This window comes from Myxacorys chilensis, from assembly GCF_059505265.1.
The window spans coordinates 1-25184 of sequence record NZ_JCACKG010000197.1; the positions used below are offsets into that span (position 1 = coordinate 1).

Genomic DNA, 25184 nt, shown 5'->3' on the forward strand with positions numbered 1-25184 from the left:
TTTATTTCACTGCCTTGCTGATTGAACTTCGCTGAAATGTCAACACAACCTAGTGTCTCAGGATGGAACCAAAAATATTCTGGGGTACGGAACGTGTTTTGGTAAAGCAGTTTCTTAGCAGTACGGTCAACATCCTGAGTGCTGTCAGACAGCATCTCAATAATGACGTTCGGATATTTTCCGTCTTCACCCTACACGACCCAACTCTTGCGAGGATGTGGATCACTATCTAGTACTACAAAGAAATCAGGGCCGCGAAAATCACGAGACTTGATCTGGTTTTCGTTGTAGTAAATCGTTAGATTACCAGAGACATAGAAATCGTTGCGCGATCGCCACCACCATTTAAGACAAGAAATCAATCATTCAATTTGTTCGCGATGAAAATCAGTTTCTACAGGAGGCTCGTCGCTGTACAAATCGGTTGGCGGAAAAGCAATCACCTCCCCAGCAGACGTCGTCATCAGGGTACTCGGCGGGATATTCATTAAAGACATGGCAACGACCACTCCAATGAGTTAGGCTTCAGGGTTCAAATTGCCCCGCATCCGAATCCGCACAGAATTAGCGTGAGAGTGCAGTCCTTCTGCCGTTGCCAGCGTATCAATGGCGTTCGCCACCTTCTGCAAAGCCGTCGGAGAGTATTGAATCAAACTAGAGTGCTTCAGGAATGTTTCGACACCGAGCGGAGATGCATAGCGAGCAGACCCAGACGTGGGTAACGTGTGATTAGGTCCGGCTAAATAATCTCCCACCGCTTCAGGCGTCGAATCTCCCAAGAAAATTGCCCCAGCGTGGCGAATATCTTGAAGCAAACTCCACGGATCTTCCACTTCGAGTTCTAAATGTTCGGGAGCAAAATCATTCGATAGCTCCGCCGCCGCCTTGAGTGAATCAACGGTGATGATCAGGCCATAGTGCGCGATTGCTTTCTCGGTCAGCAGTTTTCGGGGATGATCAATTAGCTGCCGCTCCACTTCATCCACCACCTTCCGAGCGATCGTGGCATCTGTTGTAATTAAAATTGCCGCTGCCATCGTATCATGCTCGGCTTGGGCTAATAGATCCGCCGCCACATGACTTGGCTCTGCCGTATGGTCAGCAATCACCAAAACTTCAGAAGGACCTGCTAGAGAGTCAATGCCAACTGTTCCGTAGACTAATTTTTTTGCCAACGTGACGTAAATGTTTCCTGGGCCTGTAATCACGTCCACTTTAGGAATCGATTCCGTTCCATAGGCAAGGGCAGCTACCGCTTGCGCCCCGCCGACTCGATAGATCTCACTAATTCCTGCTTCTTGTGCCGCAACCAAAACGGCGGGATTAACCGTTTTATCTTTTCCTGGAGGCGTCACCATGACAATTCTTGGAACCTGAGCAACCTTAGCCGGAACTGCATTCATCAGAACCGTACTGGGATACGCCGCTTTTCCGCCTGGAACGTATAAGCCTGCTCGATCCACAGGTGTGTAACGCTTTCCTAAAACAATTTCATCATCCCCAAAATGAACCCAACTTTTGGGCACACGCTGCTTATGAAACGCTTCGATTTGCTGTTTTGCTAGCCGAATTGCCTCAACAAACTCCTGAGACACCTGCTGATAAGCGGCATCGATTTCAGCAGAACCCACCCGCAAATCTTCAGGCGCGAGTTGCTGCTGGTCAAACTCTAGGGTGTACTCTAGCACTGCCCGATCGCCTTGCCGCTTCACAGCTTGCAGCACCTCTCGGACAGTCGCTTCCTTGTGCATAACTTGATCGTCATGAGTGCGATCGCAAATCCGTCGCAGTTCGGCTTTCGCCTCAGTCCACTGAGTAATGATTCGCAGCATGGAGTTTTGCAATGTCCGTCTTGAGAAAAAACTCGTCTGAAGAATTAAGCGGTCTTGATTGTGCCCTGAGTTAGCCCACAGCTACTATTGTATCTAGCTTTATCTGGATATGCTGTCTAGCCTAACTCGGATTTTTAAGGGATCACACGATCGCTTGCGCCAGATGTTATAGTATTTTATCTGACGATTTTGTATCCACCTACATTTTAAGTAGAGTTCTGAGATAACCGTGGCTAATATTAAGTCTGCAAAAAAACGTGTCCTGATTGCGGAACGCAATCGCTTACGCAACAAGGCGTACAAGTCGGCTGTCAGAACGCTGACAAAGAAATATCTGACGGCAGTGAGTCAATACTCCGCTCAACCGTCTCCTGAAGCGATGCAGGAAGTTCAGTCTACGATGTCTGCGGCTTTCTCCAAGATTGATAAAGCTGTGAAGCGTGGTGTGCTGCACACGAATAATGGTGCGCGCAAAAAGTCGCGTTTGGCCAGCGTATTGAAGCAGCACGAAGCGACAACCGCTTCCTAAGTTTTGATAGGGTTGGGTTTCAAGCGCCCGTCTCCACACTTTGCTTCTTGACACCCGTTTCTAATGCACTTGAATGCACTTGATTGACACCCACGTTCACATTAATTTCGAGGCGTTTCAGCCGGATTTAGACGCGATCGCGTCTCGTTGGCGTGAGGCAGGCGTTGTCCGGTTGATTCATTCTTGTGTTGAGCCGTCTGAATTTTCTACCATTCAGAGTCTTGCCGATCGCTTCTCCGAACTCTCGTTTGCGGTGGGATTGCATCCACTCGATGTCGAGGAAAAGTGGTCGCCCGACTCAACAAAGGAAGAAATTCTGACGTTGGCTCAATCTGATATGCGGGTTGTTGCTCTTGGCGAAACGGGGCTGGACTTCTTTAAAGCGGAGAACCGAGACCAGCAAATTGAATCCTTTCAAGCCCACCTTGCGATCGCGCATCAACTGAACTTGCCTGTCATTATTCACTGTCGCGATGCTGCTGAAACTATGGCAGAGGTGTTGCGGCAATGGTGGCAGGATCATGGATCGGTGAATGGCGTCATGCACTGCTGGGGCGGCACGCCAACCGAAACTCAGTGGTTTCTCGATCTGGGGCTGTATGTCAGTTTTAGCGGGACGGTCACCTTTAAAAATGCTAAGCAGATTCACCAGTCGGCTAGGATTGTTCCGAGCGATCGCATCTTGATCGAAACGGACTGTCCCTTCCTCTCGCCAGTGCCAAAACGAGGGGAAAAGCGAAATGAACCATCTTACGTTCAGTACGTGGCTCAACAAGTGGCAGCGTTGCGCGACGTTCCCCTAGAACAACTTGCAGAACAGACCACTCAAAATGCCTGCGCTCTGTTTGGACTAGCCGCTCCCTAAAATTGCAGCATCTTGTTCTAGATTTTGAACACTCTGATCACATAAGTTTCCTGATTCGTCAACCCACAAATTGTAAATTCTGCGCCATAATGGGAGGAGTGCAGCCAAATGTCCGAATGCCAACCGTTTTTTTAGCTTTATCTCTTCCATCAAAGCTTGATCTTCCAAAGCGATTAGCTTCGCAAGTGCCAGTGGCAACGATGCTCAACTCACATTTTTCTTCCAAACTTGTTGGAAATCTTGGAGGCTCACCTGGCTACTGACCACCTGAAATTGAATATTTCGTAAATTTGGAATTCATTAGGAACTCCAAACTTTTTGCATTGACATATTTTTGCAAATACCGTAAAATCTGGGATTCGCGCTGGGCGTGACCCTTCAGAGGAGACGCATGACTGAGCAGACCTACACCACCCCCGCTTTTGTTCTACCTGACTTGGTTGAAATTCAACGGGAGAGTTTCCGTTGGTTTCTTGAAGAAGGCTTGATCGAAGAACTCGATAGTTTTTCACCCATTACAGACTACACCGGGAAGCTAGAGCTTCACTTTATTGGAAAAGACTATAAGCTGAAGCGCCCGAAATACGACGTTGATGAAGCGAAACGCCGGGATAGCACCTATGCGGTACAGATGTATGTGCCCACTCGCCTGATCAATAAAGAAACTGGAGAAATTAAAGAGCAAGAGGTCTTCATTGGCGATCTGCCGCTGATGACCGATCGCGGTACGTTTATTATCAACGGTGCTGAGCGAGTCATCGTCAACCAAATTGTTCGTAGTCCTGGCGTATACTACAAATCGGAGACAGACAAGAACGGACGCCGCACCTACAACGCGAGTCTGATTCCCAACCGTGGCGCATGGCTAAAGTTTGAAACTGACAAGAATGATCTCGTTTGGGTGCGGATTGACAAAACTCGTAAGCTGTCAGCTCAGGTGTTGCTCAAAGCTCTAGGTCTAAGCGATAACGAAATCTTTGACTCACTGCGTCACCCTGAATATTTTCAGAAGACAATTGAGAAAGAAGGTCAGTACGGTGAAGAAGAAGCGCTACTAGAGCTTTACCGAAAACTGCGTCCGGGTGAACCTCCAACGGTCAATGGCGGTGCTCAGTTATTAGAGTCTCGATTCTTTGATCCGAAACGGTACGACTTAGGCAAAGTTGGGCGCTACAAGCTGAATAAGAAGCTTCGTCTAAACGTGGCGGAAGCTATTCGCGTTCTGACGCCGCAAGATATTCTCACCTCGATCGACTATTTGATCAACTTAGAGTTTGACATCGGCATGATCGACGACATCGATCATTTGGGCAACCGTCGCGTCCGCTCAGTCGGTGAACTGCTACAAAACCAAGTCCGGGTTGGTCTCAACCGTTTAGAGCGGATCATTCGCGAACGAATGACCGTTTCGGATTCTGACTCACTAACACCTGCTTCGTTGGTAAACCCAAAGCCGCTAGTGGCAGCGATCAAAGAATTCTTTGGATCTTCGCAGTTGTCGCAGTTCATGGATCAAACCAATCCATTAGCCGAGTTGACACACAAGCGACGCATTAGCGCTTTAGGTCCGGGTGGTCTGACTCGTGAACGGGCAGGATTTGCCGTTCGAGACATTCACCCGTCCCACTACGGACGCATTTGCCCGATCGAAACGCCTGAAGGCCCAAACGCAGGTCTAATCGGTTCATTGGCAACTCACGCTCGCGTAAATGCCTACGGATTCATTGAGACTCCCTTCTACAAAGTCGAAAACGGGTGTGTGCTAAAAGATCAAGCCCCGGCTTATATGACAGCGGATGAAGAAGATGATCTGCGGGTGGCAGCAGGGGATATCACCACCGATGAAAACAATAAAATTCTTGGTGACTCGATCGCTGTTCGCTATCGCCAGGACTTTACGACAGCATCTCCCGAAGAGGTAGACTATGTCGCTGTCTCACCCGTACAGATTATTTCTGTTGCGACGTCACTGATTCCGTTCTTAGAGCACGATGACGCAAACCGTGCCTTAATGGGGTCGAACATGCAGCGTCAGGCAGTTCCTTTGCTCCGCCCTGAGCGCCCTCTTGTGGGAACGGGACTAGAAGCACAAGCAGCGCGTGACTCTGGCATGGTCATTGTGAGTCGCTCTAATGGAGAAGTGACTTATGTAGACGCTAACACTATCAAAGTTCGTAGTGCGGATTCGGGCAAAGAACTGAGCTACTCGCTTCAAAAATATCAGCGATCGAACCAAGATACTTGTCTCAACCAGCGCCCGATCGTCTTTGTCGGTGACAAGGTTGTTGCAGGAGAAATCTTGGCAGATGGTTCTGCTACTGAGCGAGGTGAACTCGCCCTTGGTCAGAACATTCTTGTGGCCTACATGCCGTGGGAAGGCTACAACTACGAGGACGCCATTCTGATTAGCGAACGGTTGGTTTATAACGATGTTTATACTTCCATCCACGTTGAGAAGTTTGAGATCGAGGCTCGTCAAACCAAACTTGGCCCTGAAGAGATTACGCGCGAAATTCCGAACGTTGGGGAAGACTCCCTACGCCAGTTGGATGAGAATGGCATTATTCGGATTGGAGCGTTTGTCGAATCAGGCGATATTCTCGTCGGTAAAGTGACTCCGAAAGGAGAATCGGATCAGCCGCCAGAAGAAAAGCTGTTGCGTGCCATCTTTGGTGAAAAAGCACGAGATGTGCGAGACAATTCGTTGCGCGTTCCCAACGGTGAGAAAGGTCGCATTGTCGACGTACGGGTGTTTACTCGTGAGCAAGGTGATGAATTGCCGCCAGGAGCTAACATGGTCGTCCGCGTCTATGTGGCTCAGAAACGGAAGATTCAAGTCGGCGATAAGATGGCAGGTCGTCACGGCAATAAAGGGATTATTTCCCGGATTCTGCCGATCGAAGACATGCCTTACTTGCCCGACGGCACGCCGATCGACATTGTATTGAATCCTCTTGGTGTACCGAGCCGGATGAACGTCGGTCAGGTCTACGAGTGCTTGCTGGGGTGGGCAGCAGAATGTCTCGATTCTCGCTTCAAGGTTATCCCTTTCGATGAGATGCACGGAGAGCAAAAATCGAGAGAAACCGTTCACGGCAAGCTGCAAGAATCACGGGATTCTCGGCTTGCGACGAGTGAAGGGCGGGATGGAGAGTGGCTCTACAACCCTGACAACGCAGGCAAGATCCAGGTGTATGACGGACGAACCGGCGATCCGTTTGATCGTCCTGTCACCGTGGGTAAAGCCTACATGCTGAAGCTGGTTCACCTGGTAGACGACAAGATTCATGCTCGCTCGACAGGCCCTTACTCGCTCGTGACTCAACAGCCGCTTGGTGGTAAGGCTCAGCAAGGCGGGCAGCGCTTTGGAGAAATGGAAGTGTGGGCACTCGAAGCCTTCGGTGCGGCCTATACGTTGCAAGAATTGCTTACAGTGAAGTCTGATGACATGCAGGGACGAAACGAGGCACTCAATGCGATCGTGAAAGGCAAAGCGATTCCCCGCCCTGGCACACCGGAATCGTTCAAGGTACTGATGCGAGAGTTGCAGTCCCTCTGTCTCGACGTTGCTGTTCACAAAGTTGAAACCAAGGACGATGGTAGCAGCAGCGACATGGAAGTTGATCTGATGGCAGATGTCAACAATCGCCGCGCACCGTCTCGCCCAACTTATGAGTCGATCTCTAGGGAATCTTTAGAAGACGACGAAGACTAGGAAGGGATGAGGGATGAAGTTTTTTCTCCCTCGCCTTTTCTTCTCACTCCCCTTTTTCGCTGCACTCGGAATATAAGGAAACGACGCGATGCCAAAGCTAGAGCAACGGTTTGACTATGTAAAAATCGGTCTGGCATCTCCCGAACGAATTCGTCAATGGGGAGAACGGACTTTACCTAACGGGCAGGTTGTAGGCGAAGTTACCAAGCCAGAAACGATCAACTATCGCACCCTCAAGCCTGAGATGGATGGCTTGTTTTGCGAGCGCATTTTTGGACCTGCAAAAGATTGGGAATGTCACTGTGGTAAGTACAAGCGCGTACGCCATCGGGGGATTGTGTGTGAACGATGCGGCGTAGAAGTGACCGAATCGCGGGTTCGCCGCCATCGCATGGGCTTTATCAAACTGGCAGCTCCAGTGGCGCACGTTTGGTATCTCAAGGGAATTCCCAGCTACATGGCAATTTTGCTCGATATGCCATTGCGCGATGTGGAGCAAATTGTCTACTTCAACGCTTATGTCGTACTGAATGCGGGCAACGCTGAGAATTTGACCTACAAACAACTGCTGACGGAAGATCAGTGGATTGAAATTGAGGACGAACTCTATAGCGAAGATTCTCAACTGACTGGAGTCGAGGTCGGAATTGGAGCAGAAGCGCTGAAGCAGTTGTTGCAGGACATCAACTTAGACGAAGAAGCAGAGCGACTGCGTGAAGAAATCGCGGTATCTAAAGGGCAGAAGCGAGCCAAGTTAATCAAACGGCTGCGGGTTTTGGATAACTTTATTGCCACCGGATCGCTGCCGGAGTGGATGGTATTGGATGTGATTCCGGTGATTCCGCCCGATTTGCGTCCGATGGTACAGCTTGATGGTGGACGATTTGCCACCTCTGACTTGAACGATTTGTATCGTCGAGTAATTAACCGCAACAATCGTCTAGCTCGGTTGCAAGAGATTCTTGCGCCTGAAATCATTGTGCGAAACGAAAAGCGGATGCTGCAAGAAGCGGTGGATGCGCTGATTGATAACGGTCGTCGCGGTCGAACCGTGGTGGGTGCAAACAATCGTCCGCTCAAATCGCTCTCTGACATTATTGAAGGAAAGCAGGGCCGCTTCCGTCAAAACCTCTTAGGTAAGCGGGTTGACTACTCGGGTCGTTCCGTCATCGTGGTCGGTCCGAAACTCAAAATTCACCAGTGCGGGCTGCCTAAGGAAATGGCGATCGAGCTATTCCAGCCGTTCGTGATTCACCGTTTGATTCGTCAAGGCTTGGTCAATAACATCAAAGCTGCGAAGAAGCTGATTCAGCGCAACGATCCGACCGTGTGGGATGTCCTCCAAGAGGTGATTGAAGGACATCCGGTGATGCTCAACCGTGCGCCAACGCTGCACCGTCTCGGTATTCAAGCCTTTGAGCCAATTTTAGTCGATGGGCGTGCTATTCAACTCCACCCCTTAGTTTGTCCTGCGTTTAACGCGGACTTTGACGGTGATCAAATGGCGGTTCACGTGCCGCTCTCGATTGAGTCCCAGTCGGAAGCGCGACTGTTGATGTTGGCATCGAATAACATTCTCTCACCGGCAACAGGTCGTCCGATTATCACGCCTAGCCAAGATATGGTGCTGGGCTGCTACTATCTCACCGCTGAAAATCCTAAAGCGACCAAGGGCGTGGGTCGTTACTTCGGGAGTTTGGATGATGCGATCAATGCGTATGAGCAAAATATCGTTGATCTGCACGCTTATGTCTGGGTGCGCTTTGACGGCAAAGTCGAAATGGACGTTGACGATAACGAGGTGATTGAGGAAGAGCGATCGCCCGATGGTATCGTGACCAAACTCTATAACTATCGTCGGGTGCGGGAAGACCAAGACGGCAATCTCATTTCTCAATATGTCAAGACTACGCCAGGACGCATCATTTATAACAAGACAGTTCTGGATGCGGTAGTGGGTTAGAGCGAATTGGGATTTTGGATAGAGTATAGAGCCAAAATTCCAACTCCAAAATCATAAATCTAGAGGCGGGCAACCGATGGCAGAGCAAACAGAAAAGCAAGTGTTTCGCAATCAGGTAATCAACAAGAAGCAGTTGACCAACCTGATTTCATGGTCATTCACGCAATATGGAACGGCGCGAACGGCTCAAATGGCGGATTTGATCAAAGAATTGGGCTTCCGATATGCGACGAAAGCAGGCGTATCGATTAGCGTTGATGACTTGCAAATTCCTCCCAGTAAGCGCAAATTGTTAGATGCCGCCGAGGAAACGATTCGGGAAACAGAAGAAAAGTACACGCGCGGCGAGATTACAGAAGTCGAGCGTTTCCAGAAAGTTATCGATACATGGAACGGAACGAGCGAAGACCTAAAAGATGAAGTGGTGCGTCACTTCCAGTCAAACGACCCCTTGAACTCGGTTTACATGATGGCGTTCTCTGGAGCGCGGGGTAATATCTCTCAAGTTCGTCAGTTAGTCGGAATGCGCGGTTTGATGGCAAACCCGCAAGGGGAAATTATTGACCTACCGATTAAGACCAACTTCCGGGAAGGCTTGACCGTTACTGAGTACATCATCTCCTCGTATGGGGCGCGGAAGGGTCTTGTGGATACGGCCCTCCGAACAGCAGACTCTGGCTATCTCACTCGTCGATTGGTCGATGTCTCTCAGGACGTGATCATCCGTGAGGTGGATTGTGGCACTGAGCGCGGCATTCCGGTTCGTCCAATGATGGACGGCGATCGCACCCTTATTCCCCTCAAAGATCGGCTGTTGGGACGGGTTGCGGCGGCTGATGTGCTACATCCTGAAACTGGCGAAGTCATTGTGGCTCGCAACGAAGCGATCTCCAACGAGATTACTCAGCAGATCGGCAAAGCCAAAGTGAAAGAGGTAGTGGCGCGATCGCCGCTGACCTGCGAAGCGGCGCGATCGGTCTGTCAGCACTGCTATGGCTGGAGCTTGGCACACAATCAGATGGTTGACATCGGCGAAGCGGTGGGCATCATCGCGGCGCAGTCGATTGGTGAACCGGGAACCCAGCTTACGATGCGGACATTCCACACGGGTGGTGTGTTTACCGGAGAAATGGCGCGTCAAGAAAAAGCTAGCTTTGCGGGCACCATTAAATTACCGAAGAAATTGAGAACTCGTCCGCTCCGCACCCGTCACGGAGAAGATGCGCTGATCGTTGAAAGCGTCGGATCTGACCTCAAGATTTTGCTCGACAGTAAAGACGGACAGCAGCAAACTTTCACGGTTGCTCAAGGTGCAACCCTGCTGGTTAGAGACGGACAGCATGTGAAAGTCGGTCAAATCTTGGCCGAAGTGCCATTGACGGGTCGAGGTCGCAAGACGACTGAGAAAGCAGCAAAAGACGTTGCCTCTGACCTAGCAGGGGAAGTCCGATTTGCAGATGTTGTGCCCGAAGAGAAAAAAGACCGTCAGGGCAACACCACCCGGATTGCTCAGCGGGGTGGCTTAATGTGGGTTCTCTCTGGAGAAGTCTACAACTTGCCGCCGGGAGCTGAGCCGATCGTGAAGAACGGCGATCGCGTGGTGGCAGGCGGGACGATCGCCGAAACAAAGGTTGTGACCGAAAACGGCGGTATCGTTCGACTGCCGGAAACGAGCGAAAACAGCAAAGGTGGACGGGAAATTGAAATCATTACCGCTTCAGTGATGCTCGATCAAGCCAAGGTGCGCGTGGATAGCAACCAAGGACGCGATCAGTATTTCCTCGAAACGACCAACAACCAAATCTTCTTGCTGAAAGCCACGCCCGGAACCGAGGTCACAAGCGGTCAGGTGGTCGCCGAGTTAGTTGACGATCGCTACCATACTCAAACGGGTGGCATCATCAAATACTCTGGAGTTGAAATTGGCAAAAAAGGCAAAGCCAAGCAAGGGTACGAAGTCGTCAAAGGCGGTACGCTGCTGTGGATTCCAGAAGAAGCGCATGAGGTCAACAAAGACATTTCCTTGCTGATGGTCGAAGACGGTCAGTATGTGGAAGCTGGCACAGAAGTGGTAAAAGATATCTTCTGCCAGAGCAATGGGGTCGTCGAAGTGACCCAGAAGAACGACATTCTGCGGGAAATCGTAGTTAAACCTGGCGATCTGCACATGATCGATAACCTCGATGATGTGATTACTAAGGGAGAAGCCGTTCTGGTTAATCCTGGTCAGCAGGTGATGCCCGGATTGATCTCCGAAGAACTGCGCTACGCAGAGTACATTGAGACACCTGAAGGTCCGGCAATTTTGCTGCGCCCAGTAATGGAATTTGCCGTACCCGATGAGCCATCTGTGCCGAGTCAAGAATCGAGCGCTGAGGAATCTGGACGGGCAATTCGCCTGCGGGCCGTCCAGCGTTTGCCTTACAAAGACGGTGAGCGCGTCAAGTCGGTCGAAGGACATGACCTGCTACGGACTCAACTGGTGCTAGAGATCGATCAGGATTCTGCTTTGGCCGCCGACATCGAAGTGGTAACCGATACCGACGATCCGGATGTTAATCGCTTACAGTTGGTGATTCTTGAATCGTTAGTGATTCGTCGGGACATCTCAGCGGATACTACGCAGGGCAGAACCAGCACACAGATCTTGGTACAAGACGGTGACCAAATTGCACCGGGAGCTGTCGTCGCTCGAACTGAAATTCAGTGTAAGGAAGCTGGGGAAGTTCAGGGGATTCGCCAAGGGGCGGAAGCGATTCGTCGCATTCTCGTGGTGCGTGAAGCAGATACGGTCACGCTAGAAGCCAAAGGCACACCGTCCGTCAGTCCAGGTGATCTGATGGTTGCTGGCATGGATCTCTCGCCTAAGCAACCGCTCGAAGACTCGGGTCAAGTGCTGCAAGTGGACGGAAATCAGGTGACGCTGCGAGTGGCACGTCCATATCGAGTGTCTCCAGGAGCCGTGTTGCACGTAGACGATGGCGACTTGGTACAGCGGGGTGACAACCTGGTACTGCTGATTTTTGAGCGCACCAAGACCGGAGACATCATTCAAGGTTTACCGAGAATTGAAGAACTGCTAGAAGGTCGCAAGCCGAAGGAAGCGTGCGTCCTGGCAAAACGACCTGGAACCGCACAAGTGGTTTATGGAGAGGATGATTCGGTTGAAGTGAAGATTATCGATCGCGATGGTCTGATCACCGAGTATCCCTTGGGGCCGGGCCAGAACGTGATCGTGTCTGACGAACAAAAAGTGCTGGCGGGAGAGCGCCTCACCGACGGCCCAGCGAATCCGCACGAATTGCTGGAAGTGCTCTTCCAAGCTAAGAGTGAGGAATTGGGCAGTCTTGATGCCTCCGCCTTTAGTTTGCGCGAGGTGCAGACCTTCCTGGTGAACGAAGTGCAAGCGGTGTATCAATCTCAAGGGATTGACATCTCGGATAAGCATATCGAAGTCGTTGTGCGTCAGATGACCTCGAAGGGGCGGGTAGATGACGGTGGTGACACCACCATGCTGCCTGGAGAATTGGTCGAGCTGTACCAAATCGATCAGGTGAATGAAGCCATGTCGATTACGGGTGGTGCGCCTGCCCAATATACTCCGGTACTGTTGGGAATCACGAAGGCATCGCTCAACACCGATAGCTTCATCTCGGCGGCGAGTTTCCAAGAGACGACTCGCGTCTTGACTGAAGCGGCGATCGAGGGCAAGTCCGACTGGCTGCGCGGTCTCAAAGAGAACGTGATCATTGGTCGCCTAATTCCGGCTGGAACGGGATTCAATGCTTACGAAGAAGTGGGTAGCCCGGATCTCGATCCGGTGTACGACCCGACGATCTTTGATGACGATACCGATTTTTCGGAAATGGTACTCGACGATCGCACCGCTCGTACTTACGGCTTAGATAGCATCGAGGATCGCCCCAGCTTTAGCTTCGAGAGCTTTGGAGCGGCGGAGACGCCAGATGTATTAGAGGATGAAGGTGCCCCCAGTCCATCGTTCTCACCGGTTTTGGATGATGATGATGACGATTTGATTGATGACACTCTAGATGACGATCTGTAATCGTTAGTTTCTCTACGGCTATCTGTCTTTATGATCAACCCTCTCAGTTTTGCGTAAACTGAGAGGATTTTTTGTATGTATTGTTAACGCAAGTTTAGTGTTGTCCGAGAGCCACGTTATGATTGCGACGCACTATTCACTGTTCTTTTAGCCCCCTAGAACAAGCCATGAGTCATCATCTACTAAATATTCGTCCCCTATACGTGCAGGACGCTGTTTGTCCAGGGTATTTCGTCATGAGTACGGCTCCGCTCAATGTTGAGGATCGGATCGAAGAAGATGTGTCGGGGGAACCTAATACATCAATGAGCGATATTGCTCGATATCTTAGAGAACACGAGAGTGATGCACAAGTTTTAGTTCTGACTCATGGTTACAACACCGATCGTAACGGGGCAAATACCTGGTATACAACCGCGTGTGAATATTTGCGCGATCAGTATCGCGATCGCGTTCCGAAAGGATTGGTCGTGATTGGGTATCGATGGTCATCGGAGAAATTTAACAACGATGAATCGGGCAGCTTTTGGGACAAACTGCGTTATACGTTGAACTCAATTCCATTGCTAATGGGAATCTTTCTGGCAGTTAGCATTTTCGTTAGCCTGTGCAGCTTATTTGTCGCTTCTCTGAAAATTTTTTTGTTTTTGACCGTTCCAATTATTCTGTTTATTGCAACACTCATTGTGTTGAGACTCACGGTTTATTTCAGAGATACGTGGCGAGCAAATCATTACGGTGTGCCTGACTTGGTTGAGCTTGTGCGTCAACTCGATCGCGCGATCGTTGAGTCGGCATCACCTCAGCCGGACGCAGGAGCGAACTACTGGAAGAACAAGCGCATTCGGCTTTCGTTTATTGGTCACAGTATGGGCGCATTTGTTGTCACCCAGGCCGTACGCATTCTATCGGATGTGTTTGATCGAGAGTCGATTGGCAGCCTTAGCATGAACGCGCAAAATAAGACTCCCTCGCCCGACATCGGCAACGTTTTTCGGTTGAGCAAACTGGTGTTAGTTGCGCCTGATATTCCAGCCGATACAATTATTTCAGGTCGCGCAAATACCTTGCGATCGTCCCTGCGTCGATTTGAGGAAGCTTACTTGTTTGTCAACAAACACGACACTGTTCTCAAACTGGCTTCAACGATCGCCAACTACTTTAGTTTTCCGGCTAGAACGCGGGAAGGGGGCTATCGGCTCGGCAATGTTTTTGTATGTGCTCAGACTGTTCAGAACAATTTAGGAAAGCGCTACAAGATGAGGTTTGGCATTGTCAACCTGGAAACAGCGTGCAGCGTTGATCTTAAGCGTCCCAATTATCTAGATTATTTGTCAATTAGTAGAAACATTCCGCTCTCGCATCGGCAAGAGATGGTGAATGCGGGCGGCAAATCGATCGCAGAACTATTTACCTGTTTTGACTGCACAGACTACACCGAGATTAACAAGAAAACAGGTAAAGAAGTGGGCATTGTGAGCTACGCCAAGGGTAAGCCCAACAAGCGAGTTGGCGACTACTTTTCTCGAATCGTTTCGACTAAAAATTTAGACACGCACGGCGGCTGCATTTATAACGAACATGCTGATTTAAGCAAACGGCTGATTTATGGGTTAGCGTGCTTAGGGTTTAAGGGATGTTTAGATGCATTGCATCCCGAACTAGATTCCTCAAGCGCCGCAACTGTTGCCCAAGTTGCAGCCTTGTCCCAACGCTGTCAAGAACGAGGCATTCAAGTGCTATTAGCGGCAGAGCGTTATGAAGTGGATATTTTAGGTCAGGAGCGCGATCGCAACGGATATTAGCCACGACTCATCTAGAAGCTGTGTCAATCGGTTTGCTCACTCCATCTAATATCCGACATCGGCTTACCTTCACGAATCATGAATGACAGATTATGGTTGTTGAGTTCCGTCACGTCTACTACTCTCTAGAACGCCGCCCCTTACTCTCTGACCTCAGTTTTAGCATTGGTCAAGGTGAGACATTAGTATTATTGGGACGAAGCGGCTGCGGCAAAACAACAACCTTGCGATTAATCAATCATTTGCTAACCCCAACCGCAGGCGAAATCCAAGTTGAAGGCGTTTCCACCCAAACGTGGAATCCGATTCACCTACGGCGGCGAATTGGATATGTGATTCAGGAGGTCGGTCTATTTCCTCATTTGACTATTGAGCGCAACGTTGGTGTTGTTCCGGCACTAGAGAAATGGCCTTCCCAGCGCATCAAATCGAGAGTAGACGAATTACTTCATCTTGTTGGGTTAGATCCGGCTCAATTTGCCCGTCGTTATCCTCACGAGCTTTCTGGGGGGCAGCGCCAGCGCGTGGGAGTTGCCAGAGCCTTAGCGGCCGATCCGCCGCTCCTGCTAATGGACGAGCCATTCGGCGCGCTTGATCCGATTACGCGAGTCGAACTTCAACGGGAGTTCAAACGCTTGCAGCAACAGTTAGGCAAAACCGTTGTCTTCGTTACTCACGATATTGGAGAAGCCTTTACTCTCGGTTCTCAGATCGGCTTAATGCAGGCGGGGCAACTGGTAGAACTGGCAACCCCTCAAGACTTTGCGCGATCGCAGCATCCCGAAGCCCAAGCTTTTCTCAGCACTCGCAAATCAGAGTACCCTTAGGCTCACGTCTAGGTTTAATGGATTTAAGTTCAATGGATTAGCCGAATGAATTTTCTCACTCGTTACGCCAACGAAATTTTGCAATCTACTGGAGAACATTTAACGTTAGTGTTAGTGGCGACTGCGATCGCCATCCTAATCGGCATTCCGCTGGGCATTTTGATCACGCGTAAACCTCAACTGAGAACGCCAATTTTAGGATTCGCAAACGTGATGCAAACCATTCCAAGTTTGGCACTGTTTGGATTTCTATTACCGATTCCCATCATTGGTGGCATCGGAGCGCGAACCGCGATCGTCGCGCTCATTCTTTACTCTCTACTGCCGATTATTCGCAACACATACGTTGGGATTATGAGCGTCGATCCAGCCATTCGAGAAGCGGGACGAGGGCTAGGCATGACCGACAGACAACTCCTGCTACAGGTCGAACTGCCGTTGGCTCTGGGCGTGATTTTGGCAGGCGTGCGCGTAGCAACCGTGATTAGTATCGGACTCGCAACGATCGCGGCGGCTGTAGGGGCAGGAGGGTTAGGGACGTTTATTTTTCGGGGGGTCGCCGTGGTGGATAATCAACTTATCCTCGCGGGAGCGGTTCCGGCGGCGATTTTAGCACTCGTCGCTGATTTTATTCTGGGTTGGGTTGAACGTCGTCTTACGGTGAAGAAATGAAGGTTAAGAAGTTTGTAGCGTTGTTCTTGCTGATGGTGGGATTACTCAGTGCGATCGCGGCTTGCCAACCGACACAAGACAAAGTTGTTATCGGTACTAAGAATTTCACTGAACAAATTATTTTAGGAGAAATCCTAGCGCAGCAGATTGAGAGCAAAACAAAGTTACAAGTCGAGCGAAAGTTTAATCTCGGTGGAACCTTTGTCTGTCACAACGGCATCGTGAATGGACAGATTGATCTGTACCCAGAATATTCTGGAACGGCTTATACAACGATTCTGAAGCTACCTGTCATCACAGATCCAAAGCAGGTTTTTGAAACCGTAAAAGATGAATATGTTCGACGGTTTCAACTGGCATGGAGCGCACCCTTTGGCTTCAACAATGGATTTGCGATGGTAATTCGTGGTGCAGATGCCCGTCAATACAAATTAAAAACGCTTTCTCAGGCGGCAGCACAAACCCCAAAATGGACGGCTGGATTTGGATTTGAATTTCTCAATCGCGAAGATGGCTTTCCGGGTCTATCAAAAACATACAATCTAAAATTTTCAGGACAACCCAAGGTGTTAGATCTCGGTCTGCTCTATCGGGCGCTTCAAGACAAACAAGTAGACCTCGTTGCAGGCAATACAACAGATGGATTGCTGTCGGCGCAAGATCTAGTAGTGCTTGAAGACGATAAGCGCTATTTTCCGCCTTACCAAGCTGCCGCCGTGGTGCGTCAAGACCTGTTTCAAAAACATTCCGACTTGCGTCAAGTTCTCGATCAACTCGGTGGCAAAATTTCTGAACAGAAAATGCGCGAGTTGAATTATCGCGTGGATGGCAAAAAAGAAGATGTGAAACAAGTGGTGAAAGAGTTTTTGCAATCAAATTCGGGTAGTGCCATTTAGGATTTGCTTTCCGTAGCGAGTCGTAGCACTATTCTCTCAAACTGATCAATCTTCTCCGATTGAGTCACCTCGACTGAACAGCGCTCCTTCCGTTGATCGCATTCCTCTCAGCAACCGAATCTTTGCAGTACCGTCAATGCAGCAGGCATCCCAGCCCTCTTCCTACAAATCCATTCCCGCTAGCTTCCTGTGAGACTAGCGGGGCATTTTTTGGGTTGTGGCGCAGGTGGAGAAGAACGAGAAGCTTCATCACATTTTTTTTAGCTCCACGGTTGACACACAGATTGCTCTCGCGAGATTGCCTGTAGATCTACTGAGATTATTAAAAGCAGGTACGGGAATTCTGACATGTGACGATCAGCAAACCACCATGCCTCTCATGAAGAATCATTCTACTGAGCAGCAGTCTTGCCCTCCGGAAAACCCTTCGCGCAAGATTCCTTTGCACCTCATCCTCGTCGTTCCCTTCGTTATGCAAGTCTTTACAGCCGTTGGGTTGACTGGATATTTATTGCTGCGCAATGGGCAGCAAGCGGTAAGTGATTCGGCATCTCAACTGCGGGGCGAAGTGAGCGATCGCGTTGATCAGCAGTTGGATAGCTATACGGCTGCCTCACGCAACTTGGTAGAAATAAATCGTCAACTCTAGCGAAGCCTGTCCAAGCCGATCAATTACTAGAACTATTGCAAGATCATTTGGGCTTAGAGTGGAGCTACAAAAAAGATGACGTAAAAGCAAATGCTGGAATAGATGTAAATGAAGTAAATTCAGCAACGCTTATTCCGCCCGACCTGAAAATTCTGTTACGGCTTCAAGATCTCATTAAACGCGGCAACCTCAATGCTGTTGCTAAAGAAGCGGAAACGCTGAGGCAGAATCCTCAATTTGTTCTCTTTGCACAAACATTAACCCGGTTTGCAAAAGATTTTGAAGTCAAGCAACTCGAAATTTTATCCAAAAATTTATTTAGTTAAGTAGAAAAGATGAATCACTATCAGGATGAGGAATTTGTTCTAATTGTAGATGACAGTCGGACGAATTTGGCTATTCTAGCTCAAACTTTAGGAAGCATAGGACTAAAGATTCGAGTCGCTGTTGATGGCCAAAGTGCTCTTGAAGCGGTGGAGTGTGAATTGCCTGCTTTAATTTTGTTAGATGTAGAAATGCCTGGAATCAATGGCTTTGAAACCTGTTCTCGTCTTAAGGCAAATTCTGCAACGCAACACATTCCAATCATCTTCATGACGGCCCTTTCAGATACTGCTAATAAAGTTAAAGGCTTGTCTCTCGGCGCGATCGATTACATTACCAGGCCATTTGAGCAAGAAGAAGTTTTAGCACGAGTTCGAGTCCATTTACAACTCCACCACTTGACTAAAACATTGGAGGAGAAAAGCAAAGTTCTACAGCAACAAAATCATTTACTGGAACAGCTTACGGATCAGTTAGAACAACGAGTAGAAGAGCGCACAGCTGCCCTGCAAAGCACGCAAGTGCAAATGGTTCAACAAGAAAAACTATCAATGCTAGGGCAATTGGTCGCCGGGATTGCTCATGAAATGAATAATCCAATCGCCTGCATTGTCAGCAATATTACTCCTGCAAAACAATACATTGCAGACTTAGGTAAAATTATTCAACTGTATCAGCAGCATTACCCTCAGCCTGCGCTTGCGATTCGACAAGCGCTAGAGGATCTAGAAATTGAGTTTGTTCTAGAGGACTTGCCAAAGCTACTCGATTCGATGCGGTTGAGTAGCGATCGCATTAAAGATATCTCTGTTTCGCTCCGAAACTTTTCTCGTTCTGACTCAATTAGCAAAGTTGCAGTTAATCTGCATGATGGACTCAACAGTACGCTAGTGATTCTTGGGCATCGTCTGAAAGCGAATAGCGATCGCCCCGCTGTCACCATTGTGAAAGCCTACGGAGAATTGCCTCAAGTTGAATGCTATCCGGGTCCGCTCAATCAGGTGTTTATGAATATTCTTGCCAATGCCATAGATGCGATCGAGGAAACTGCACCACCAGCCCCCCAAATTCAGATTCAAACAGAACTTGTCGAGAACACTGCGATCATTCGCATCAGTGACAATGCGGGTGGCATTCCAGAAGCAGTTCAGGCAAGAGTGTTTGACCCTTTGTTTACCACGAAGCCTGTGGGCAAAGGAACAGGGCTAGGACTCTCGATCGCGCGTCAGATTGTTCAAGATCAGCATGGCGGAACCTTGCGGGTTGTCACAGAAATTGGCAGTGGCACTGTATTTGAAATTGCTTTGCCAACCAGCGCAATCTTCACCTAAATGTTCGGACTGCAATTCTCTTGCTCGCCTTTAGCCTTTGTTCAGAGGTCAGGCTAAATCCTAGAAATATCGCAGAGACGATTGCCACTAATAAACCGCCTACACTCCGTCTAGACTTCTGAATTCACGGTCTTCTGAATTTGCGTCAGCGTCCCATTGCCTATAACTGAGCCAGCCATGGCAGAGTGATAGCTGAACTCCTATACATCTCGCTGACCGCTGAGCCTTGATCAAAGCTTATTTTTTAGCGGGCACTCTCGCACACGGGTTGCCGAACTGGAATTTGAATCACGAACTCGGCTCCAGCCCCAAGACTAGAGATGCACTTCAGCTTACCGCCATGTTTTTCGGTAATAATTTGATGGCTAATAGACATTCCCATACCTGTTCCCTTGCCTACGGGTTTAGTTGTAAAGAATGGGTTGAAAATGCGTTGTTGAATCGTTTCGGGCATGCCCGATCCATTGTCGGCGATCGCAACTTCTATCCACTCAGCATTCTGCACTGATGATGTACGAACCGTAATCTGGTTAGGCTTTGATTCAATCTCCTGATAAGTTCGTTTCGCGTTACTCTCCTCCAATGCGTCGATCGCATTTGCCAGAATGTTCATCAACACCTGATTCAACTGTCCGGGATAGCATTCTACTTGCGGTAAATCACTGTAGTTTTTAATGATCTGAATCTCTGGACGATCTGATCGCGCTTTCAAACGATGTTGCAAGATTAACAAGGTACTGTCAATGCCTTCGTGGACATTGACTTCTTTGAATTCAGCTTCATCCGTGCGGGAGAAGTTGCGTAAGCTCAGCACGATTTGACGGATGCGATCGGTACCAATTTTCATGGAATCGAGCGTTTTGATCAAATCATCTTGCAAAAATTCTAAATCGACCGCTTCAGCTTCGGCTTGAATTTCGGGTGCGGGGTTTGGATAGTACTTCTCATAAAGTTGAATCAGATTGAGCAGATCTTGAGAATACGCTCGCACATGGATTAGGTTGCCGTGAATGAAGTTGACCGGATTGTTGATTTCGTGAGCAACGCCTGCAACCAATTGTCCTAAACTCGACATTTTCTCCGCCTGCACCAGTTGCGTTTGCGTCCGCTGTAAATCACTCAAGGTACGTTCGACTTCTTCTCGCGCTTCAGTAATGGCAGCGATTTGGGGCAGGCTTGTCCAGCACGCGATCGCCACACCCACAAAGGCAACAATGATCAGCAAAATGCTAAATAACGCCATGTGGCTCCCCACGCCTTGGCGTTCCAATCCAGCTCTAACTAACCAGCCTACACTGACCGCACCACACACTAAGATGATGAGAATTGTCACTTGCAAGGCAACCCAATCAGCTTTAAGCGTGCGGAGTGGCTCGCGATCGCGTTGTTGCCACCAAGCGAGATGGAACGGTGCAACGTGCAGACGAGGCAGCCACACTGCTGCTGACCCAACCGCTAAAGGCAGCAGTAAGCCAATCAATAAATCTAGCCAGCCCCATGCCAACCCGCCGACCACTAAAACAACAGCCTCTAGACTCAAGCAGCCGAGCGAGAACCAAGACCACCGAGTTTCTGGCTGCTTGCGGCAGACCCATAACCCCCAATGCATTGCCATCATCGACGTTAAGTAGCCTGTTCCCGTAACCATGACCACACGGGAAATGTCGCCCCACCCAAGGCAAAGCAGACTCAGCAATAGTATGAAAATCAAGCTGGGTTCAAGCACACCCCGACGGGAAACGGCAGAGAATAGGGGCGGCAGGTATCCATCTTTTGCCAATTGATACAAAATGCGGGGACAGTTAGAAACGGCTGTTGTAGAACTCAGTAGACAACCAGACGTAATCAAGAAGGTTACCAGCGCGGGGGCTAACCCACCCCAGAATGGCTGGGCGGCTGCAATCAGGTTGAGATAAGCACTATCCCCTAATCCAGATGCAGTCGCTAACCGCATGACGACCCAAGACCCTGCGAAATAAACGATCGGAATGATCCCAGCCGTTACACTTAAACAACGGAGAGTAGCCGTCGGTTGGCGGCTATCGGCCACAAACGAAGAAGCAGTCTCGCAGCCATAAACGGCATAAATGGCAATAAAGAACCACTTCATCCAATCGATCGCGGCAACGCCCGACCATGTATCTGGCAGCAAACCGGGGCTAGTAGGGGCAAAACTGAGCCAGCCGATGCCTTGCAGACAGAAGGTAACGAGAAAACCGATCGCTGGAAACACAAAGAAGGTATGCAAAATCCCCAACGTCCGCGTACCGCTAAACGCAACAATAAAGGGCAAAATAGCAAAGCCAATGCGGAACAGCAGTACTGGACAAGCAATTCCCAAGGGTTCCAGATTGGCCTTGATCAGGTCAGTCAGGATGATGGCATTCATTGGCGGCACAGAGACCCAGCCCAACAGGTAGCCGATCGCGCCATACCGAGCTACTGCTGGAAAGCGCTGAAGCAGGCGGGTCATGTAGTTGGGTGTACCACCAGCAACGCTCGGAAAATACGTCCCCAAACGTTTGACTTGCAGATTCAGTAAAATTCCAACGATCGTTCCAGGTAACCAAACCCAGATGGCTTGAGGCCCCAAAGCGGCGTGCATTGCAGGTGCAGTGCCTAACCACAAAAGCAAACCGCTAAAACCAAACCCCCAAGTTTCGACTGAAGTTAAACTGCGGGGGAGTGAGGCAGCAGGAAGCGATGGCTGATTCATTTTTGCCTAGAGAAAGGGAGCTATTGTCTCTGTCAATGTTCCCTAAGACATAACTTGATACTCGCTCTTCTATAATGAAGTCTTTAGCCCTGCTAATACAGGATGCCTAGCGCGATCGCTTCAGAATGCAGAAAAGATTTTAGAGCAAAACATCATTGGTACATAATCAAAAATCAACTTCACGCCTTTGCATCGTCAGACGTGCGATCGCAGTAATTGACTTTCATGCCGTTCCTATTTGACTGAGCTACGCCAATAGTGCACTAGTCTTGACCCAGGAAAGCACAGGGAGAAACTCGCGATCGCCAACGTGTACTCAATCTTTGACTTTGTGCTTAAAACTCTGGAAACTTATAACCATTTTCGGCTATTTCAGAGTTTGCCAGAGTTTGCTGCACATTTGCTTCAACCTTTGATACTGCTTGCCTTCAGAGGCTACGGGACTGGCGGGATTCGAACCCTCGACCTACCGCTTAGGAGGCGGTCGCTCTATCCAACTGAGCTACAGCCCCAAACGTATCGAAATTATGATAGCAAACTATCGAAATTATGATAGCAAACTTAGAACGAAGGATCGCTCTTTCAGTTAGTGATGAAAGAGGTGTAGTTAGTGATGAAAGAGGTGAGCAATTGCACTCACAACATATTCACCCACCTGACCAAAGAAATGCTCAGGCTGCCCCCCGTGTTCGCCCATGCCTGACAATCCACTTGCCGTCGCATCAATGACGCCGCTATAGTCCACAGGCTCAACTTGATCAGGTTGACGAGGTTTGAACCCGCGAACAACCATCTCTCCTAGAGTAATAACGCCTAACATCATCAGTGTAATGACCGTGAGCGCAAATAAGGTCTGCATAAGCCTCCACTCAATCTAATAACTCCCACCGCACCCAGATGCCCAAATTTCGTTCCACGGTCCGCCACCAGTCTCTAGGCCGCAGAGTGAACTTTTCGCTTGAAGGATCAGTTGGTAGCTGCGATCGCGCACTTCTACCATAACGTCTCCTCGCATCGTATCGCGACAGGCAAACGCTAATCCTTCTAACGTTGGCGCACGTAAAGAAGTTCCCGGTAGCTCAGTTGTGCCTCTCACAATCACCGTGTACTCATCACTTTTAGCCGTCATTTCCCAGAATCCCCATGGCTGCATGACCCAATTAATTTCAGAATTCCAGGGAACAAACTCATAGAATTTGCCCCGGTAATGAATACCAATCATAGCGACCGATTCCATCCACCACAACACTCCTCGCCGTCCACCGCCTGCGGTCAATGCTAAATCTGGTTCATTGTCAAAGGCATTGCAATTTAACCAAAACCATTTTGTCGGAAATGCTCCACCCCAATTCTTCTCGCCGTAAGCAGGAGCGTTGGTAAATTCATATCGTTTGCCATTCCAATCAATGTAACCTGTAGCGTGTCCGTGCGCCATCAGAACCTGCCAGCCGGGTTCAAAAATCTGTAAAGACGAGAGAAAACCAGCCGTGGATTGCTGAGGCTTGTTCGCATCACCCCACCCATAAATCGGTTGAATTGAGTACTGCCATTCTGCAACGTTGCCGTTCGGTTCTCTTAATTTGCCTTGATGCCAAGTTGCGGTAGCTTGGTATCCTTCATCAACCGTGCGATCGAAGTCTTCGGGCGATAACAGGTGCGGAATGCGGGAATCAGTAGAACGCCAATGCCCTAATGCTAGTGTGTCTTTTGCTGCCCAAAATCGTGAAACATCGGGAAAGGTGCGGCAGAGGTATTCATCATCTGCCCCAAGAATCTGAGCCGCGCCGCCACTGTGAGATTGACCGCCGATCGGATCTTCGATCGAATACATGAAGGCGAATGTTTGACCGCAATTGGTTTGATCACAGTCGGGTAGAGTGACGCGATAGTACCAGCCCTCGAAAAAGCGGCGGTTTGACCCATCCCAGTGATAGCCACTGTGGGGAGTTTGCAAAGAAAAATTAGGAGATTTGAATAGTCGATTCATAGTAGCGGCAGGAATCACAGGGACCCATAGGATTGGTCGCACAACGAATATAAGGGGAGCGGGCATTGTAGCGGCAGGAGAAATCGCCAATGAGTGCGCCAATGCCCTCGACGTATTGGTAATCACGAGGAAGAGCAAGCAAGCGTTGCACTTGACGCCTTTCAGCCGCCGCGATCGCGGCGCGAAGCTGACGTTGTGCCCTAAGTTCCATCCGGTGGCGGAGAAAGAACGTCAGCAGTGAGGGAAGGAGTCCGATCGCAAGAATTAAAAGAACTTCCAGCATAAATTCACTTTCAGCATAGATTCATTGTGCTAGATCCGTGCGATCGCTGCCATGTTCCTTTCGTTTATTTTTGAATCAAAAATTTTCTTCCCTGACAAACTACCCGTCTGGGTATCCCTACGATCGCAGTTTGTCTTCAACAATAAGTTATCAGAGAAACGATACTCAACCACCTATAACTCGCTCCTAAACTGCCTTTCATCGCTTAATGAAGGCCGCTCAAGAGGGAGTAAAGATGGACGGTTGGATGACAGTGATCTGTTTAGTAAGCACTCATCTTCTAAGGAGAAATTCATGGCTACGAACAAATTAGGTCAGGTCAAATTTGTACTCGGTCTGATTGCAATGACTGGGTTTGCTGCGATCGCGCCCTCTGCTCAATCCGCCCCTGTTCCGGGTGCAATGAGCAACCTCCTCAGCCAAGCCAACCTTAACCTGGATGCTCCCTCCAAAACAATGATCGCTCCAGTTGCGCCAGGCAACTTTCAAGCCCGTCCTTTGGGTGGAACTCGCGTGTTAGAACAACTGCCAGGAATCAAAAAAAATCCAATTACAGGAGCCGCTGATAATGGGGTCTGTAACGGGGGAGGATGCGCGGCTGATTCGCTACCGTTAACCGATAAACTTATCAACCCTGCAATCAAGCAGCTTCCCGTCATTCGCCCTGTGAGTCGTCCGCAGTAAAGGTAGAAAGACAGTAGTGCAGAAGACAGAACTCGTGAAT

At 49.3% G+C, this 25184-nt stretch carries 19 protein-coding genes, 1 tRNA gene and 1 pseudogene; 13 read left to right on the forward strand and 8 right to left on the reverse strand.

Translation table 11 applies throughout. The annotated features are described in order from the left end of the window. The 3 genes and pseudogenes from AC5JLB_RS18295 to hisD form a co-directional block, all read right to left on the reverse strand. Positions 1-176: pseudogene (locus AC5JLB_RS18295) on the reverse strand (hypothetical protein); the annotation flags it as partial. A gap of 186 nt (positions 177-362) precedes the next feature. Next, complete coding sequence (locus AC5JLB_RS18300) at positions 363-497, reverse strand: hypothetical protein (protein WP_495875259.1); 135 nt, start codon at positions 495-497, stop codon at positions 363-365. A 21-nt stretch (positions 498-518) separates the two neighbouring features. Beyond that, a complete protein-coding gene (gene hisD, locus AC5JLB_RS18305; RefSeq protein ID WP_495875260.1) occupies positions 519-1832 on the reverse strand; it encodes a histidinol dehydrogenase in 1314 nt (437 codons plus the stop codon). 229 nt (positions 1833-2061) lie between these two features. Here hisD and rpsT point away from each other — a divergent pair, with 229 nt between their 5' ends. The 12 genes from rpsT to AC5JLB_RS18365 all read left to right on the forward strand — a co-directional run bounded on the left by rpsT (position 2062) and on the right by AC5JLB_RS18365 (position 19474). Further along, positions 2062-2361 (forward strand): 30S ribosomal protein S20, encoded by a 300-nt coding sequence (gene rpsT, locus AC5JLB_RS18310; protein WP_495695436.1) that lies wholly within the window; start codon positions 2062-2064, stop codon positions 2359-2361. A 73-nt stretch (positions 2362-2434) separates the two neighbouring features. Further along, on the forward strand, positions 2435-3226 hold the full coding sequence (locus tag AC5JLB_RS18315; RefSeq protein ID WP_495875261.1) for a TatD family hydrolase: 792 nt from the start codon (positions 2435-2437) through the stop codon (positions 3224-3226). 391 nt (positions 3227-3617) lie between these two features. Next, entirely contained in the window at positions 3618-6941 is a 3324-nt protein-coding gene (gene rpoB, locus AC5JLB_RS18320) for a DNA-directed RNA polymerase subunit beta (protein ID WP_495875262.1), read from the forward strand. A gap of 88 nt (positions 6942-7029) precedes the next feature. After that, a complete protein-coding gene (locus AC5JLB_RS18325) occupies positions 7030-8904 on the forward strand; it encodes a DNA-directed RNA polymerase subunit gamma (protein ID WP_495875263.1) in 1875 nt (624 codons plus the stop codon). Positions 8905-8980: 76 nt separating this feature from the next. After that, positions 8981-12970, forward strand: coding sequence for a DNA-directed RNA polymerase subunit beta' (locus tag AC5JLB_RS18330; protein ID WP_495875264.1), 3990 nt, complete (start codon positions 8981-8983; stop codon positions 12968-12970). 167 nt (positions 12971-13137) lie between these two features. Further along, on the forward strand, positions 13138-14775 hold the full coding sequence (locus AC5JLB_RS18335; RefSeq protein WP_495875265.1) for an alpha/beta hydrolase: 1638 nt from the start codon (positions 13138-13140) through the stop codon (positions 14773-14775). A gap of 92 nt (positions 14776-14867) precedes the next feature. Next, positions 14868-15602, forward strand: a complete 735-nt coding sequence (locus AC5JLB_RS18340) for an ABC transporter ATP-binding protein (protein ID WP_495875266.1) — start codon at positions 14868-14870, stop codon at positions 15600-15602. Between the two features lie 45 nt (positions 15603-15647). After that, positions 15648-16274 carry an ABC transporter permease gene (locus tag AC5JLB_RS18345; RefSeq protein ID WP_495875267.1) on the forward strand — a complete coding sequence of 209 codons (627 nt, stop codon included), beginning with the start codon at positions 15648-15650 and terminating at the stop codon, positions 16272-16274. Next, on the forward strand, positions 16271-17170 hold the full coding sequence (locus tag AC5JLB_RS18350; RefSeq protein WP_495875268.1) for a glycine betaine ABC transporter substrate-binding protein: 900 nt from the start codon (positions 16271-16273) through the stop codon (positions 17168-17170). The genes AC5JLB_RS18345 and AC5JLB_RS18350 overlap by 4 nt, the downstream gene beginning before the upstream one ends. A 370-nt stretch (positions 17171-17540) precedes the next feature. Continuing rightward, on the forward strand, positions 17541-17819 hold the full coding sequence (locus tag AC5JLB_RS18355) for a hypothetical protein (protein WP_495875269.1): 279 nt from the start codon (positions 17541-17543) through the stop codon (positions 17817-17819). Between the two features lie 35 nt (positions 17820-17854). Beyond that, a complete protein-coding gene (locus AC5JLB_RS18360) occupies positions 17855-18145 on the forward strand; it encodes a hypothetical protein (RefSeq protein ID WP_495875270.1) in 291 nt (96 codons plus the stop codon). 9 nt (positions 18146-18154) lie between these two features. Then, a complete protein-coding gene (locus AC5JLB_RS18365; protein ID WP_495875271.1) occupies positions 18155-19474 on the forward strand; it encodes a hybrid sensor histidine kinase/response regulator in 1320 nt (439 codons plus the stop codon). Positions 19475-19718: 244 nt separating this feature from the next. On the opposite strand, the gene AC5JLB_RS18370 is transcribed toward AC5JLB_RS18365, so the two are convergent. From AC5JLB_RS18370 to AC5JLB_RS18390, 5 genes are all read right to left on the reverse strand, one after another. After that, positions 19719-22190, reverse strand: a complete 2472-nt coding sequence (locus tag AC5JLB_RS18370; protein WP_495875272.1) for an ATP-binding protein — start codon at positions 22188-22190, stop codon at positions 19719-19721. 438 nt (positions 22191-22628) lie between these two features. Further along, positions 22629-22702 (reverse strand) — tRNA-Arg (locus AC5JLB_RS18375). A gap of 95 nt (positions 22703-22797) precedes the next feature. Further along, positions 22798-23049 (reverse strand): hypothetical protein, encoded by a 252-nt coding sequence (locus AC5JLB_RS18380; protein ID WP_495875273.1) that lies wholly within the window; start codon positions 23047-23049, stop codon positions 22798-22800. Positions 23050-23064: 15 nt separating this feature from the next. Next, entirely contained in the window at positions 23065-24177 is a 1113-nt protein-coding gene (locus tag AC5JLB_RS18385) for a tocopherol cyclase family protein (protein WP_495875274.1), read from the reverse strand. Next, positions 24152-24460, reverse strand: a complete 309-nt coding sequence (locus AC5JLB_RS18390) for a DUF6464 family protein (protein WP_495875275.1) — start codon at positions 24458-24460, stop codon at positions 24152-24154. The genes AC5JLB_RS18385 and AC5JLB_RS18390 overlap by 26 nt, the downstream gene beginning before the upstream one ends. Before the next feature lie 294 nt (positions 24461-24754). Here AC5JLB_RS18390 and AC5JLB_RS18395 point away from each other — a divergent pair, with 294 nt between their 5' ends. Further along, complete coding sequence (locus AC5JLB_RS18395; RefSeq protein WP_495875276.1) at positions 24755-25144, forward strand: hypothetical protein; 390 nt, start codon at positions 24755-24757, stop codon at positions 25142-25144. The last annotated feature ends 40 nt before the right edge of the window (positions 25145-25184 follow it).

What these genes read in the sequence shown, in the direction of transcription:
- AC5JLB_RS18340 (WP_495875266.1), top strand. Translation starts at nt 14,868, where the DNA reads ATGGTTGTTGAGTTCCGTCACGTCTACTACTCTCTAGAACGCCGCCCC.
- AC5JLB_RS18395 (WP_495875276.1), top strand. Translation starts at nt 24,755, where the DNA reads ATGGCTACGAACAAATTAGGTCAGGTCAAATTTGTACTCGGTCTGATT.
- AC5JLB_RS18335 (WP_495875265.1), top strand. Translation starts at nt 13,138, where the DNA reads ATGAGTCATCATCTACTAAATATTCGTCCCCTATACGTGCAGGACGCT.
- AC5JLB_RS18355 (WP_495875269.1), top strand. Translation starts at nt 17,541, where the DNA reads ATGCCTCTCATGAAGAATCATTCTACTGAGCAGCAGTCTTGCCCTCCG.
- hisD (WP_495875260.1), bottom strand. Translation starts at nt 1,832, where the DNA reads ATGCTGCGAATCATTACTCAGTGGACTGAGGCGAAAGCCGAACTGCGA.
- AC5JLB_RS18385 (WP_495875274.1), bottom strand. Translation starts at nt 24,177, where the DNA reads ATGAATCGACTATTCAAATCTCCTAATTTTTCTTTGCAAACTCCCCAC.
- AC5JLB_RS18380 (WP_495875273.1), bottom strand. Translation starts at nt 23,049, where the DNA reads ATGCAGACCTTATTTGCGCTCACGGTCATTACACTGATGATGTTAGGC.
- AC5JLB_RS18365 (WP_495875271.1), top strand. Translation starts at nt 18,155, where the DNA reads ATGAATCACTATCAGGATGAGGAATTTGTTCTAATTGTAGATGACAGT.
- AC5JLB_RS18325 (WP_495875263.1), top strand. Translation starts at nt 7,030, where the DNA reads ATGCCAAAGCTAGAGCAACGGTTTGACTATGTAAAAATCGGTCTGGCA.
- AC5JLB_RS18300 (WP_495875259.1), bottom strand. Translation starts at nt 497, where the DNA reads ATGTCTTTAATGAATATCCCGCCGAGTACCCTGATGACGACGTCTGCT.
- rpoB (WP_495875262.1), top strand. Translation starts at nt 3,618, where the DNA reads ATGACTGAGCAGACCTACACCACCCCCGCTTTTGTTCTACCTGACTTG.
- AC5JLB_RS18315 (WP_495875261.1), top strand. Translation starts at nt 2,435, where the DNA reads ATGCACTTGATTGACACCCACGTTCACATTAATTTCGAGGCGTTTCAG.
- AC5JLB_RS18390 (WP_495875275.1), bottom strand. Translation starts at nt 24,460, where the DNA reads ATGCTGGAAGTTCTTTTAATTCTTGCGATCGGACTCCTTCCCTCACTG.
- AC5JLB_RS18345 (WP_495875267.1), top strand. Translation starts at nt 15,648, where the DNA reads ATGAATTTTCTCACTCGTTACGCCAACGAAATTTTGCAATCTACTGGA.
- AC5JLB_RS18330 (WP_495875264.1), top strand. Translation starts at nt 8,981, where the DNA reads ATGGCAGAGCAAACAGAAAAGCAAGTGTTTCGCAATCAGGTAATCAAC.
- AC5JLB_RS18350 (WP_495875268.1), top strand. Translation starts at nt 16,271, where the DNA reads ATGAAGGTTAAGAAGTTTGTAGCGTTGTTCTTGCTGATGGTGGGATTA.
- AC5JLB_RS18370 (WP_495875272.1), bottom strand. Translation starts at nt 22,190, where the DNA reads ATGAATCAGCCATCGCTTCCTGCTGCCTCACTCCCCCGCAGTTTAACT.